We start from the raw sequence: 13,701 nt of genomic DNA, 5'->3' as shown, positions 1-13,701 counted from the left end.
GCAATGATCCCGCTGTCCTTCGTGCAACGTCGCACATGGTTCCTGCACCAGCTGGAGGGTGCGGAGACCTGGAACATCTCCTCGGCGTTCCGGCTGACCGGGCGACTGGACCACGCCGCCCTCCTCGCGGCGCTCGGCGACCTCGTCGACCGGCACGAGATCCTGCGCACCGTCTACCGGACGGACGAGGACGGAGAGCCGTTCCAGGTGATCCTCCCGATGGAGCGGGCCCTGGAGCAGGTACGGCTCCCGGTGGCCGAGGTGACGCCCGACGAGGTGTCCGCCGCCGTCGACGAGACCGTCGCGCACTGGTTCGACCTGGAGACCGAGATCCCCCTGCGGGCCCGCCTGCTGCGCTCCGGCCCCGAGGAGCACGTCCTGGTCCTGGTCGTCCACCACATCGCCTCCGACGGCAGCTCCGGCGCCCCCCTGGCCCGGGACCTGGCCACCGCCTACAACGCGCGCCGGGCCGGCCGCGCGCCCGGCTGGGAGCCGCTGCCCGTCCAGTACAAGGACTTCACGATGTGGCAGCGCGAGGTCCTCGGCGACCTGGCGGACCCGGACAGCCTCGGCGCGCGGCAGATCGCGTACTGGCGCCGCGAACTGGAGGGGGTGCCGCAGCCGCTCGACCTGCCCCTGGACCGCCCGCGCACCGTGGAGGGCGGCACGGACGGCGACGCCGTCCCCATCCCCGTGGCCGCCGAGGTCATGGCCGGCCTGCAGAAGCTCGCCGACGGGCGCGGGCTGACCATGTCGATGGTCATGCAGGCCGCGCTCGGCGTCCTGCTCGGCAAGCTCGGCGGCGGCGAGGACATCCCCGTCGGCACCCCCATCGCCGGCCGCACCGACGAGGCCCTGAACGACCTGATCGGCTGCTTCGTCAACAACCTGGTCATCCGCATGGACCTCTCCGGCGACCCGACCTTCGCCGACCTGCTCGCCCAGGTCCGCGACAAGGCGCTGACCGCCTACGAGCACCAGGACGTGCCCTTCGAGGTGCTGGTCGAACAGCTCAACCCCGACCGCTCCGCCGCCTACCGGCCGTTCTTCCAGGTGATGTGCGGCTGGCAGAACACCGAGAAGTGGTCCCTGGAGCTCGACGGGCTCGACGTGGAATACCGCCAGGTCCTCCTCGCGACCACCCAGGTGGACGTGTTCTTCAGCATGACCACCGACGAGACGGGCGCGCTGCGCGGGGACATCTCCTACGCCACCCACCTCTTCGACCGCGACACCGTCGAGGACATGGCCGCCCGCTACGCCCGCGTCCTGGAGCAGCTCGCCGCCGACCCGCACACCCGCGTCGCCGACGTCGACGTCCTCGTCGAGGGCGAGCGGGAGCTGCTGCTCACCGAGGTCAACGACACCGCCGAACCCACCCTCGAAGGCGGACTGGCCGAGGAGCTGCGCCGCCATGCCGAGGCCGCCCCGGACCACCCCGCCGTCATCGCCGACGAGGAGACCCTCACCTACCGCGAGCTGGAGGCCCGCTCGAACCGCCTCGCGCACTGGCTCGTCGACCGCGGCGTGCGCCCCGAGTCCCTGGTCGCCGTGTGCCTGCCCCGGACGGCGGACCTGCCGGTGGCCCTGCTCGCCGTCATCAAGGCCGGCGCCGCCTACGTGCCGATCGACCCCGACCACCCGCGCTCCCGCACCGACTTCGTCCTGGAACAGGCCCGGCCGGCGCTCGTCCTGGACGCCGGGACCCTGGCCGCCGCGGACTTCGCCGGCCACCCCGACACGCCGCCCGCCGTCGACGTCCGCCCGGACAACGCCCAGTACGTCATCTACACCTCGGGCTCCACCGGCACCCCCAAGGGCGTGACGGTCCCGCGCGGGGCGCTGGCCAACTTCCTGGCCGCCACCCGCCGCCGCTTCCCGCTGACCCCGGCCGACCGGATGCTGTTCAGCACCACCGTGTCCTTCGACATGGCCAACACCGAGCTGTACCTCCCGTTCGTCTGCGGCGCCACCATGGTCCTGGCGACGAAGGAGACCGTCACCGACCCGCCGGCCATGACGGCCCTGCTGCGCCGCCACGCCGTCACCGTCGTCCAGGCCACACCCGGCTTCTGGCAGATGCTGCTCGCGCACGAGCCGGACGCCGCCCGGGGCCTGCGGATCATCACCGGCGCGGAGGCCGTCCCCGTCCGCCTCGCCGAGACGCTCGCCGAGCAGGCCGTCGAGGCCGGCAACTGGTACGGCCCGTCCGAGACCACCACCTGGTCCACCACCGCCCCCCTCAAGGCGGGCGCCGGCGTGGCCATCGGCACGCCGGTCGGCAACACGCAGGTGTACGTGCTCGACGCCCGGCTGCGCCCCGTCCCACGCGGGGTGCAGGGCGAGCTGTACATCGCCGGAGACGGGCTCGCGCGCGGCTACCAGGACCGTCCGGAACTGACCGCCGAACGCTTCCTGCCCTGCCCGTTCGGCCCCGCCGGAGCCCGCATGTACCGCACCGGCGACCTCGTGCGGTGGGACAAGGCGGGCCGGCTGGAGTACCTCGCCCGCACCGACCACCAGGTCAAGGTCCGCGGCTTCCGCATCGAGCTGGGCGAGATCGAGCACGTACTGGCCGGCCATCCCGCCGTCGCGCGGGCCGCGGTCGTGGTCCGCGAGAACCGGCAGGGCGACCGGAGCATCGCCGGCTACGTCGTGCCCGCGGCGGACGCCGCCGGGGCGGGCGAACTGCTTCCCGAACTGACCGCGTACCTGCGCGGACGCCTCCCGGACTACATGGTGCCCGCCGTGCTGGTCCCCCTCACCGAGATCCCGCTGACCGCCAACGGCAAGCTCGACCGGCAGGCCCTGCCCGACGGGCACGCGCCCGCCGCGACCGGCGGGGCGCCGCGCAACTCCCACGAGGAGAAGCTGGCCGCCGTCTTCCGCGAGCTGCTCGACCGGGACCACGTCGGCGTCGACGACGACTTCTTCGCCCTCGGCGGCCACTCCCTGCTCGCCACCCGGCTCAGCGTCCGCATCCGCAAGGACTTCGACGTCGAGCTGCCGCTCAGGACGATCATCAAGTTCCCGACGGTGGCCCAGCTCGCCGCCCTGCTGCTCGCCGGCGCCGTCCCCGACGAGGTCGCCGACCCGTTCGGCGTCGTCCTGCCCCTGAACGGCGACCCGGGCACCGGGAAGAAGCCCCTGTGGTTCTTCCACGGCGGAGGCGGCCTGGGCTGGGCCTACTTCAGCTTCGTGACGCACGTCCAGGGCCGGCAGGCGTACGCCCTCCAGTCGCGCGGCGCCGACGGCCGGGCCCCGCTGGTGGAATCCGTGGACGAGATGGTCGACCACTTCATCGAGGAGATGCTGGCCGTCCAGCCCGAGGGGCCCTTCAACCTCGTCGGCTGGTCCTACGGCGGCACCCTCGTCCAGGCCGTCGCGGCCGGACTGGACCGGCGCGGCCACGAGATCGCCCTCACCGCGATCCTGGACTCCCAGCCGGGCGGCGAGGGCTGGTCGGACATCCACCGCGACAAGACGGTGGAGGACTACCGCGACGAGCTGGAGGACTTCTTCGGCCAGTACATCGGCACCGGCAACCAGCAGGACTTCCTCGACAACATGGCGAAGGTCCTGGCCAACAACACGAACCTGATGATGGACTGGCGATCCCCCGTCTACCGGGGCGACGTGGTCTTCTTCCACGCCACGCTCAAGGACGAGCGGTACGCCCACCTCTGGCGCCCCTACGTCCTCGGCGCCATCGAGGAGCACGACGTGGCCGCCACCCACCACGAGATGAACCTGCCCGGGCCCGTGTCCGAGGTCTTCGACGTCCTCAACCGCAAGCTGGCGGACCTCGCATGACGCACCGTCGCACACCTGATCGGAGTTGGTCGCAATGACGGAAACCACGCTGCTGTGCGTGCCGTTCGCCGGGGCGGGTCCCTCCTTCTTCCACCCCTGGCGGGAGCCGGCCGCCGGCCGCTGGCGGGTGACCTCGGTCGAGCTGCCGGGCCGGGAGCGGCGGATCATGGAGGAGCCGTACCGCGACGTGTACGAGGCGGCCAAGGGAGTGGTCGACGACGTCGTGCGGGACCTCGGCGAAGGGGCCCGGACCGTGCTGTTCGGCCACAGCCTGGGTGCGGTGCTCGCCTACGAACTGGCCCACCTGCTGGGGGCGCGCGGCGTCCACGTCGAACGGCTGGTCGTCAGCGGCTCACCCGGCCCGTGGACCCAGCGCGAGCGGCGCGCGGCCGGCCTGCCGGACGAGGAGTTCCTCGCCCGGGTCGAGGAGTTCGCCGGGTTCCGGCACGAGGCCCTGGACCACCCGGAGATGCGCGAGCTGATCCTCCCGGCCCTCCAGGCCGACTGCGAGATGCACGAGAACTACGTACCGAGCACCGACGTACCGCTGGCGGTGCCGATCTGCTCGCTGCGCGGCGCGGCCGACGGTCTGGTGACCGCGCCGGAGGCCCGCCAGTGGCAGGCGGCGACCACGGCCGGCTTCACGTACGAGGAGTTCCCCGGCGACCACATGTACCTGGTCGACGCCGGCCGCGAAGTCCTCGACGTGATCGCGGCACAAGCCTCTGAACAGGGGTGACGTACTCCAGCGCGGTGTCAGCGGCGTGACAGGTGGATGACAGGACCGGAGGGGAAAGTGGAGGCATGAGAAGTTCAGCGATCGCAGTTTCAGGGCTGCGCAAGGCATACGGTGACAAGGTCGTGCTCGACGGCATCGACTTCGACGTCGCCGCGGGATCGGTCTTCTCCCTGCTCGGCCCGAACGGGGCGGGCAAGACGACGACGGTCAACGTCCTGACGACGTTGATGAAGGCCGACGCCGGCACGGTGCGGGTCGCCGGGCACGACGTGGCGACCGAGACGAAGCAGGTGCGCGGATCCATCGGCGTCACCGGCCAGTTCGCCGCGGTCGACGAACTGCTGTCGGGCCGGGAGAACCTCCAGCTGATGGCGGACCTGAAGCGCGTGCGCGACGGCGGCCGGCTGGTCACCGGACTGCTGGAGCGGTTCGACCTGGTGGAGTCCGCCGACAAGCAGGCCTCGGCCTACTCCGGCGGCATGCGCCGGAAACTGGACCTGGCGATGACCCTGGTCGGCAACCCGCAGGTGATCTTCCTCGACGAGCCGACGACGGGCCTCGACCCGCGCAGCCGCCGCACCATGTGGGGGATCGTCCGCGAGCTGGTGTCCGAGGGCACCACCATCTTCCTCACCACCCAGTACCTGGAGGAGGCCGACCAGCTCGCCGACCGGATCGCGGTCCTCAACCAGGGCCGGCTGGTCGCCCAGGGCACCCCCGAGGAGCTCAAGCGCCAGATCCCCGGCACCCACGTCCGGTTCCGCTTCGCCGACCTCGTCGAACTCGACGCCGCGGCCCGGGTCCTGACCGAGGCCACCCGGGACGAGGAGGAGCTGACGCTGCGCGTCCCCGGCGACGGCGAGACGCGCTCCGTACGGACCCTGCTGGACCGGCTCGACGCCCACGGGCTCGACGCGCAGGAGTTCTCGGTGCAGCGCCCGGACCTCGACGACGTCTTCCTCGCCCTCACCGACCAGTCGGCGGGCGCCCAGAACACCAGCAAGGAGGCGATCGCACAGTGAGCACGGTCTCGACGCCGTTGGCCGACTCGGCGATCATGCTGCGCCGCAACCTGAAGCACACCGTGCGCAACCCCGTCACGGTCTTCAACGCGGTCCTGTTCCCCATCATCATCATGCTCATGTTCGTCGGGGTGTTCGGCGGCGCCTTCAGCGTCGGCGAGGACTACGTCGACTACGCCACGCCCGGCCTCCTCGTGATGGCCATCAGCTACGGACTGGGCGCCACCGCCACGGCCGTGAACGACGACATGACCAAGGGCATCATCAACCGCTTCAAGGTCATGGACGTCTCCCGCGGGGCCATGCTGACCGGACACGTCGTCATCACCACGGTGCGCTGCCTGGTGGCCTGCGCGGCCATCGTCGGTGTGGCCTTCGCCATGGGCTTCGACCCGGCCGCCACCGCCCTCGACTGGCTCGGCGTCGTCGGCGTCATCGTGCTGCTGAGCTTCGCGGCCGGCTGGCTCACCGTCGCCACGGGCCTGGCCGCCAAGACCGTGGAGTCGGCCGGCCTGGCCACCGTCCCGCTGATCATGCTGCCCTTCCTGAGCACCGCGTTCGTCCCCGCGGAGACCATGGGCACGGGCATCCGGCAGTTCGCCGAATACCAGCCCTTCACCCCGATCATCGAGACCCTGCGCGGACTGCTGACGGGCCACCCCTCGGGCGGCGACGCGCTCGCGGCCGTCGCCTGGTGCCTCGGCCTCGCCCTCCTCGGCTACGTGTGGGCGGTCTCCACGTTCAAGAAGCGGGCGTGAACCCGGCCTGAGCACGGCCACGACGACGGCGGCCGCCGGGACCCCGACCGGGTCCCGGCGGCCGCCGTACGCGGTGCCCCGCACCGGCCGGGGCACCGCCTCACCGCGCCGCGGCCGGACCGCACCAGGTCGTCAGGGCCGCCCGGAGCGCGGCGGTGTCCGGCTCACCGCCGGCGGCCGCCGCCCAGGCCACGTGCCCGTCGGGCCGGATGAGCAGCGCCGCCGGAGCGGGCACCTCGCCGACCGGCGGAACGGGCCACAGCTCGTCCTCGGCGCGCGCCGAGACGAGGTCGACGCGGTCGGCCCAGCCCGCGGCGACGGAAGCCGCCTCCGCACCGCCGCCCAGGTCCAGCAGGACGGGCCGGGCGGCGTGCAGCAACCGGTAGACGCCGATGACGCCCTCGTCCGTCTTGAGGTCGGCGTCGAAGACCCGCCGGCCCTCCATCGGGTGGTCGCCGGCCACCGGATAGCGCACGTCCAGCGCCGTCAGCATGTGCCGCAGGACCCGGTTGACGTCGTCGAACACCATCAGCGAGCCGAACACCTCGCGCAGCGCGTCCGTCGCCGCGCCGGGGCGGGCCAGGGCCGCCTGCGCCCGGGTGTTGTGCAGCACGCGCTCCCCGACGGGGTGCCGCTCGGCGTGGTAGCTGTCCAGCAGCGCCTCCGGCGCCCGGCCCCGGACCACCGCGGCCAGCTTCCAGCCGAGGTTGACCGCGTCCTGCACCCCCATGTTCAGACCCTGCCCGCCGGCCGGGAAATGGATGTGCGCGGCGTCGCCCGCCAGCAGCACCCGCCCCTTCCGGTACTGCTCGGCCTGGCGCGCGGCGTCGTTGAACCGGGACACCCACCGCGGGGCGCGCATGCCGAAATCGGTGCCCGCCACCCGGACCAGGGACTCCCGCAGCTGCTCGAACGTGGCGGGCTCGTCGCGGTCGGCCACCCGGTCGTACTCGGAGGTGATCACCCGGAACCAGCCCGGCTCGAAGGCGATCGCCGAGTAGTCCCCGCCCGGGGTGCGCCGCACCCACACGTAGTCCTCCGGCAGGTCCGGCAGTTCGACGTCACCGATCAGCGCCGTCATCGTCGCGTCGGTCCCGGGGAAGCCGATGCCCGCCAGCCTGCGCACCGTGCTGCGCCCCCCGTCGCAGCCCACGAGGTAGCGGGCGCGCAGCTCCGCGGCCCCCTCCGCCGTGTCCAGCCCGACCGTCACCCCGTCCCCGTCCTGGCGGACCGCGCTCACCGCCGCCGACCGGCGCACCCGTACGCCCAGCTCGCCCGCCCACTCCTCCAGCAGCCGCTCGACGGCCGACTGGAGGATCATCAGCGGGTAGGGATGCCTGGACTCGGACTCGTCGAAGTCCAGGTAGAGGCCGGAGAAATGACCCACCGGCTGCGGCTGCCCCTCCGCCAGGAAGCGGTCCAGGATGCCGCGCTGGTCCAGCACCTCCAGGGTGCGCGAGTGGATCCCGCCGGCCCGGGACTCGCCCGTCCGCCGCGCGAGCCGCTCGACCACCACCACGTCGGCGCCGGCCAGCCGCAGCTCGCAGGCGAGCATCAGACCCGTCGGCCCGGCTCCCGCGACGACCACGTCCGCGTCCGTACCCGTATGCCCCACGTCGTTCCCCCTCGTTCGACTGTGCCTCTAACGTCGTTGAACCGCCTTCACGTTCACTGAACGCGAATCGGCCGGTCAAGGAACGCCGGCGCCGGCCCGGGCACGCCGCGGCCGGACTTCCGCTGTCCCGCCGGCGGGACGGCCGGCGCGGAGCAGGCCCGGCGGCACACTCTCAACCCCACCGGCCGCAGGTGCCCGGCCACCCGCAGGAGCGGTGCGCAGCGGCGGGCGTCCACGCGAGACTCGGTCCCGCCGCCCGAGGAAGGTGTCCCGCCGGCGGGACGGCACGGCCGGGGCGACCCCGGCCGGCGGAGGAAGGACATACGCGCATGGGATCGTTGGAACGGGAAATCGCGGCGCTCTGGGGCGAGCACCTGGGCGGCCGCGAGGTCGGCGTGGAGGACGACTTCTTCACGATCGGCGGCAACTCGCTGAGCGGCATCAAGATCATCGAGCGGGTGTCGGAGGAGTACGGCGTCCGGCTGTCCGTACGCGACTTCTACCTGGCGCAGACCCCGGCCCGGGTCGCCGCACTCATCGAGCAGGGCAGGACCGGCGCGTGAGGCTGACGCCGGGCCCCGCGCGCGACGTCGACCTCGCCGGCGTCGACCTGTTCGACCTGGACCTCTACGCCACCGGCGACCCCCACCCGGTCTGGGACGCCATGCGGGAGCGGGCCCCCCTGCACCACCAGGTGCTGCCGGACGGCCGGGAGTTCTGGTCGGTGACCCGCTACGAGGACGTCCGCCGGGTCCTGTCCGACCACCGCGCGTTCACCTCCGAGCGCGGCACCGTCCCCACCCACCTCGGTACGGACGACCCCGCCGCCGGGGTGCTGATGACCTCCACCGACCCGCCGCGGCACACCGAGGTCCGCCGCCCGCTCGGCTCCAGGCTCACCGCGCGCGCCGTCCAGGTCTGGGAGGACCGGATCCGCGCCACCGTCGTCCGCTTCCTCGAACCCGCCCTCGACGGCGCCGTCTTCGACCTGGCCGAGCAGGCCCTGCTGCTGCCCGCGCTGGTCACCGGCCCGCTGCTCGGCATCCCGGAGAAGGACTGGGAGGAGCTCGTCCGGCTCACCGCCATGGTGACCGCCCCCTCGGACCCGCACTTCCGCCTGGGCAGCGAGGCCGCGACCCTGGCCATCTCCCACCACGAGCTGCTCACCTACGTCCGGGACTGGGCCACGGCCCACCGGGCCTCCGGCGCCGAGGACGAGAGCCTCCTGCACCACCTCACGAGCGTCCGCCCCGGCGGCGCCCCGCTGTCCGACGAGGAGATCGCCCTCGACGGCTACAGCATCCTGCTGGGCGCCAACGTCACCACCCCGCACACCGTCTCCGGCACCGTCCTGGCGCTCATGGAACGCCCCGAGCAGTACCGCAAGGCGGCGGCCGACCCGACACTGGTGCCCAACCTCGTCGAGGAGGGCCTGCGCTGGACCTCGGCCGCCTGCAACTTCATGCGGTACGCGGTGGACGACGCCGACATCGCCGGGGGCACCGTCCCGGCCGGCGGCGCCGTCGTGGCGTGGATCGGCTCGGGCAACCGGGACGCCTCCGTCTTCCCCGACCCGCACGCCTTCGACATCACCCGGGCCGGGGCCAAGCGCCACGGCGCCTTCGGGTTCGGCCCGCACTTCTGCATCGGCGCGCCCCTCGCCCGGATGACCCTGCGCGTCTTCTTCGAGGAGCTGCTCGCCCGCTTCGAGTCCCTCGAACCCGCCGGAGAACCGGAGCACCTGCGCTCGTACTTCATCGCCGGCATGACCCACCTGCCCCTCGTCGGAGAGAAACGGCGGACCCCATGACCACCGGCACCACCACCGCCACCTCGCCGTGGTTCGTGCGGCCGCCGTCCGCCGCCCCCGCCGCCCGGCTCTTCTGCCTCCCCTTCTCGGGATCCGGCGCCTCCGCCTTCAGCGCCTGGCCGGCCGCCATCGACGGCGTGGAGGTCTGCCCGGTGCAGTTCCCCGGCCGCGAGAACCGGCTGGCGCACCCGCACTACGGCACCTACGAGGACCTGGCCGACAACCTCGCCGAGGCCCTGGCTCCGCTGCTCGACCGGCCGTACGCGCTCTTCGCGCACTGCGCGGGCGCCATCCCCGCGTACGAGACCGTGCTCCGGCTCGCCGCGCGCGGCCTGCCCGGACCGCGCTGCCTCTACGTGTCCGGCCAGCCCGCCCCGCACGACGCGGCGCGCGACCGGATGCTCACCCTCACCGAGCCGGAACTGCGCGCCGAGCTGGAGGCGTTCGTCCGCGGCCGCGGGATCGAGCCCCGGCCGGACATGATCGACCTCGGGATGTCCGTGCTGCTGCGCGACCACGCCGCCGCGGGCGCCTACCGGCGGTCGGAACCGGACCGGGTGGACTGCCCCCTGGTCGTCCTGCACTGGCGCGACGACACCGACGTGAGCGCCGAGGACCTCGAAGGGTGGCGCCGGTACGCGGACCGGGTGGAGTTCCGGGTGGTCGACGGCGGCCACTACGCCTTCATGGACGCACCCGGGGAACTGCTGGGCGCGCTGACCTCCTGGCGCTGACCGTCCGACCGCCTGCCCGTCCGTCCGTCCGAGCGAGATGCCGAGAGAACCGGAAGGAACGTCTATGAGTGGCGCAGCCGCCGACATCGCCGTCATCGGGATGTCGTGCCGGTTCCCCGGCGTGAACAGCCCGAGCGCGTTCTGGCGCCTCCTGCTCGACGGGGGCTCGACCGTCGGCACGTTCCCCGCGTCCCGGGCCGCCGGCCCGGACCACGGGTCCCACCCCGACGCGGCCGTCCTGGACCGGGGTTCCTTCCTCGACTCCATCGACGGTTTCGACGCCGGGTTCTTCGGAACCGGACCCGAAGAGGCCGCCGCCATGGACCCGGTGCAGCGGCTGGGGCTGGAGCTCGCCTGGGAGGCCGTCGAGGACGCCGGCGTCCCGGCGGACGCGCTCGCCGGCCGCGAGGTCGACGTGGTCGTCGGCACCGCGCCGTCCGGGTACGACCTGCTGCGCAGGCTCTCCGGAACCGACCGGGACGACCACTACGCCGCGCTCGGCTCCAACGGGGCGATGATCGCCAACCGGATCTCCGCCCTGTTCGACGTCCGCGGCATGAGCTTCTGCGCCGACTCCGGCCAGTCCTCCTCCCTGGTCGCCCTGGCGCTGGCCTGCGACCGCATCCGCGCCGGGGCCGTCGACACGGCCCTGGCGGGCGGCGTCCACCTGATCGCCGACCCGGCGGCGGGAGCGGGCCTGGCGAACCTGGGCGCCCTGTCGCCCGACGGCCGCTGCTTCACCTTCGACGAGCGGGCCAACGGCTTCGCCCGAGGAGAGGGCGGGGCCTTTGTCCTCCTCAAGCGGCTCGACCTCGCCCTCGCCGACGGCGACCACGTCTACGCCGTGGTGCGCGGCTGGGCCGTCGGCAGCGGCGGGTCCTCCACCCGGATGCCCGACCCCAGCCCCGCCGGGCAGGCCGCCGCCGTACGGGCCGCCCTCGCCCGCGCGGACGTCGACTTCGACAGCGTCGACTACGTCGAGGCCCACGGCACCGGCACCCGCATGGGCGACCCGGCCGAGGCGGCGGGCCTGCGCGAGGTGTTCCGCGCGACCGGCCGCGAACGCCCCCTGGTGATCGGCTCGGTGAAGACCAACGTCGGACACCTGGAGCCGGCCGCCGGCATCGTCGGCCTCGTGAAGGCGGCGCTCTGCCTGGACCGCGCCCACCTGGTGCCGAGCCTGAACTTCCGCTCCCCGAACCCCGCCATCGAGGACTTCCACGAGCACTTCGAGGTGCTGCGGGCCGCCCGCCCCTGGCCGGACGCCCCCGGCCGGCCGCGCCGCGCGGGCGTGTCGGCGTTCGGCATGGGCGGCACCCACGCCCACGTGGTCCTGGAACAGGCCCCCCGGACGCCCGCGGAGCCCCGTCCGGCCGGCGCGGACCGGACCCCGCGCGTACTGCCGTGGGTGCTCTCCGCACGCTCGGAGCCCGCCCTGCGGGAACAGGCGGCGCGGCTGCGGGACCTGGTGGCCGCCGACCCGGCGCTGTCCGTGTCCGACGTGGGCCACTCGCTGGCCGTGACGCGCACGCGGTTCGACCACCGGGCGGTGGTGCTCGGCGCCGGCCGCGACGAGGCCCTGGACGCCCTCGCCCGGCTCGCCGAGGGCGCTGACGACGCCCGGGTGGTCCGCGGGAAGGCCGCGGGCCCGGCGGGCCCCGTCGTCTTCGTCTTCCCCGGCCAGGGCTCGCAGTGGCCGGCCATGGGCCGGCGGCTGTACGAGGAGTCGGAGGTCTTCGCCCGCTCGGTCGACGCGTGCGCGCAGGCAGTGGCCCCGCACGTGGACTGGTCACTGGTGGACGTGCTCACCGGGGCGGAGCAGGCCGCGTCCCTCGACCGGATCGAGGTCGTCCAGCCGGCCCTGTTCGCGATGCTCGTCTCCCTGGCCCAGGTGTGGCGCTCGCTGGGCGTCACCCCCGACGCGGTCGTCGGCCACTCCCAGGGCGAGATCGCCGCGGCCCACGTCGCCGGCGTCCTCGGCCTCCGGGACGCGGCCAGGATCGTCGCCCTGCGCTCCCGGCTGCTGGCCACCGTCGCCGGGCAGGGCGCGATGGCCGGGATCCTGCTGCCCGAACGCCGGGTACGGGAGCTGCTGGGGCGGTGGGGCGAGCGCGTCGGCATCGCCGCCGTCAACGGCCCCAACTCCACCACCGTGTCGGGGGAGACCGGGGCGGTGCGGGAACTGGTCGCGGCCTGCGAGGCCGAGGGCGTCCGGGCCCGGCTGATCAGGTCCACCGTCCCCGGCCACTCGCCGCTGCTGGACCGGTTCGAGGCCGAACTGACGGACGGAGTAGGTCCGGTCACCACCCGGCCCGCGACTGCGGCCGTTTTCTCGACGGTGACCGGCGGCCCGGTCGACCCGGCCGAACTGGGCACCGGCTACTGGTTCCGCAACCTGCGGCGGACGGTCCGCTTCGAAGCCGCCACCAGGCGCCTCGTCGAGCAGGGCTACGGCACCTTCGTCGAGGTCAGCCCCCACCCGGTCCTCCACGTGGCGATCGAGGAGACGGCCGAGGCCCTGGGGGCCTCGCCGGTGGTGGTGGGCACCCTGAACAAGCACGACGGGAGCACGGGCGCGGTCCTGGCGTCCCTGGCCGAGCTGCACGTACGCGGCGTACCGGCCCGCTGGGAGGAGGCGTTCGCCGCGGACCGGCCCCGCCGGACCGCCCTGCCGACCTACCCCTTCCGGCGCCGGCCGTACTGGCTGACGGCCGCCCCGGAGCCGTCCGCCGCCGACGCGCACGGCCCCGGCGGGGACGGCGCACCCGCGGTGGACCTGGGCTCCGAGAGTGCCGTCCTCGCCCTCGTGTGCGGCGAGACGGCGGCCCTGCTGGGCGCCGCCACGGGCACCGCCGGGCTGACGGGCGCCGCCCTCGCGGCACGGGCGACGGAGACCTTCAAGGACCTGGGGTTCGACTCCGCGCTGGCGGTGGGGCTGCGCAACCGGCTCGCGGCCGCGGCCGGGGTACGGCTCCCGGCCACCGTCGCCTTCACCCACCCCACTCCCCGGGCGCTCGCCCGCCACCTCTTCTCCCTCCTCGCGCCCGAGGCTCCCGAGGAGCCCGCGCCACCGGAGGAGACCGTCCCGGAACCTCCCGGTGACGGCGATCTGGACGACCTGTACGAGCTGATCGACCGCGGATACGTGTAACCGCGCAACCGCACCCGTACGAGTGAGCAACGGTTTGGGGGAGGCCCTGGTGGAGGACG

Annotated in this window: 9 protein-coding genes; 8 read left to right on the top strand and 1 reads right to left on the bottom strand. The window is 73.7% G+C overall.

Annotated features, from left to right (window positions below):
- Positions 1-3: 3 nt before the first annotated feature.
- The 4 genes from WDV06_RS17370 (at position 4) to WDV06_RS17355 (ending at position 6,332) form a co-directional block, all read left to right on the top strand.
- A complete protein-coding gene (locus WDV06_RS17370; protein WP_395510661.1) occupies positions 4-3,813 on the top strand; it encodes a non-ribosomal peptide synthetase in 3,810 nt (1,269 codons plus the stop codon).
- Between the two features lie 34 nt (positions 3,814-3,847).
- Positions 3,848-4,552, top strand: a complete 705-nt coding sequence (locus WDV06_RS17365) for a thioesterase II family protein (RefSeq protein ID WP_395510660.1) — start codon at positions 3,848-3,850, stop codon at positions 4,550-4,552.
- Between the two features lie 65 nt (positions 4,553-4,617).
- Positions 4,618-5,574 (top strand): ATP-binding cassette domain-containing protein, encoded by a 957-nt coding sequence (locus WDV06_RS17360; RefSeq protein ID WP_395510659.1) that lies wholly within the window; start codon positions 4,618-4,620, stop codon positions 5,572-5,574.
- Positions 5,571-6,332: an ABC transporter permease gene (locus WDV06_RS17355; protein ID WP_395510658.1), complete on the top strand. Its 762-nt coding sequence runs from the start codon at positions 5,571-5,573 to the stop codon at positions 6,330-6,332. Before WDV06_RS17360 ends, WDV06_RS17355 begins: the two co-directional genes overlap by 4 nt.
- Before the next feature lie 100 nt (positions 6,333-6,432).
- On the opposite strand, the gene WDV06_RS17350 is transcribed toward WDV06_RS17355, so the two are convergent.
- Complete coding sequence (locus WDV06_RS17350; protein WP_395510657.1) at positions 6,433-7,947, bottom strand: FAD-dependent monooxygenase; 1,515 nt, start codon at positions 7,945-7,947, stop codon at positions 6,433-6,435.
- A 329-nt stretch (positions 7,948-8,276) separates the two neighbouring features.
- On the opposite strand from WDV06_RS17350, the gene WDV06_RS17345 reads away from it, so the two are divergent.
- From WDV06_RS17345 to WDV06_RS17330, 4 genes are all read left to right on the top strand, one after another.
- On the top strand, positions 8,277-8,510 hold the full coding sequence (locus tag WDV06_RS17345; RefSeq protein ID WP_395510656.1) for a phosphopantetheine-binding protein: 234 nt from the start codon (positions 8,277-8,279) through the stop codon (positions 8,508-8,510).
- Entirely contained in the window at positions 8,507-9,757 is a 1,251-nt protein-coding gene (locus WDV06_RS17340; protein ID WP_395510655.1) for a cytochrome P450, read from the top strand. Before WDV06_RS17345 ends, WDV06_RS17340 begins: the two co-directional genes overlap by 4 nt.
- Positions 9,754-10,491 carry a thioesterase II family protein gene (locus WDV06_RS17335; RefSeq protein ID WP_395510654.1) on the top strand — a complete coding sequence of 246 codons (738 nt, stop codon included), beginning with the start codon at positions 9,754-9,756 and terminating at the stop codon, positions 10,489-10,491. The genes WDV06_RS17340 and WDV06_RS17335 overlap by 4 nt, the downstream gene beginning before the upstream one ends.
- Before the next feature lie 64 nt (positions 10,492-10,555).
- Positions 10,556-13,642 carry a type I polyketide synthase gene (locus tag WDV06_RS17330; RefSeq protein WP_395510653.1) on the top strand — a complete coding sequence of 1,029 codons (3,087 nt, stop codon included), beginning with the start codon at positions 10,556-10,558 and terminating at the stop codon, positions 13,640-13,642.
- The last annotated feature ends 59 nt before the right edge of the window (positions 13,643-13,701 follow it).

The sequence above is a fragment of the Streptomyces racemochromogenes genome (assembly GCF_044129415.1).
GTDB lineage: Bacteria > Actinomycetota > Actinomycetes > Streptomycetales > Streptomycetaceae > Streptomyces > Streptomyces racemochromogenes_A.
This window is presented reverse-complemented; position numbering and strand designations above follow the sequence as displayed.

Excerpts from the sequence above, each read along its gene's own strand:
- WDV06_RS17345 (WP_395510656.1), top strand. The coding sequence starts at position 8,277 with ATGGGATCGTTGGAACGGGAAATCGCGGCGCTCTGGGGCGAGCACCTG.
- WDV06_RS17330 (WP_395510653.1), top strand. The coding sequence starts at position 10,556 with ATGAGTGGCGCAGCCGCCGACATCGCCGTCATCGGGATGTCGTGCCGG.
- WDV06_RS17360 (WP_395510659.1), top strand. The coding sequence starts at position 4,618 with ATGAGAAGTTCAGCGATCGCAGTTTCAGGGCTGCGCAAGGCATACGGT.
- WDV06_RS17335 (WP_395510654.1), top strand. The coding sequence starts at position 9,754 with ATGACCACCGGCACCACCACCGCCACCTCGCCGTGGTTCGTGCGGCCG.
- WDV06_RS17370 (WP_395510661.1), top strand. The coding sequence starts at position 4 with ATGATCCCGCTGTCCTTCGTGCAACGTCGCACATGGTTCCTGCACCAG.
- WDV06_RS17365 (WP_395510660.1), top strand. The coding sequence starts at position 3,848 with ATGACGGAAACCACGCTGCTGTGCGTGCCGTTCGCCGGGGCGGGTCCC.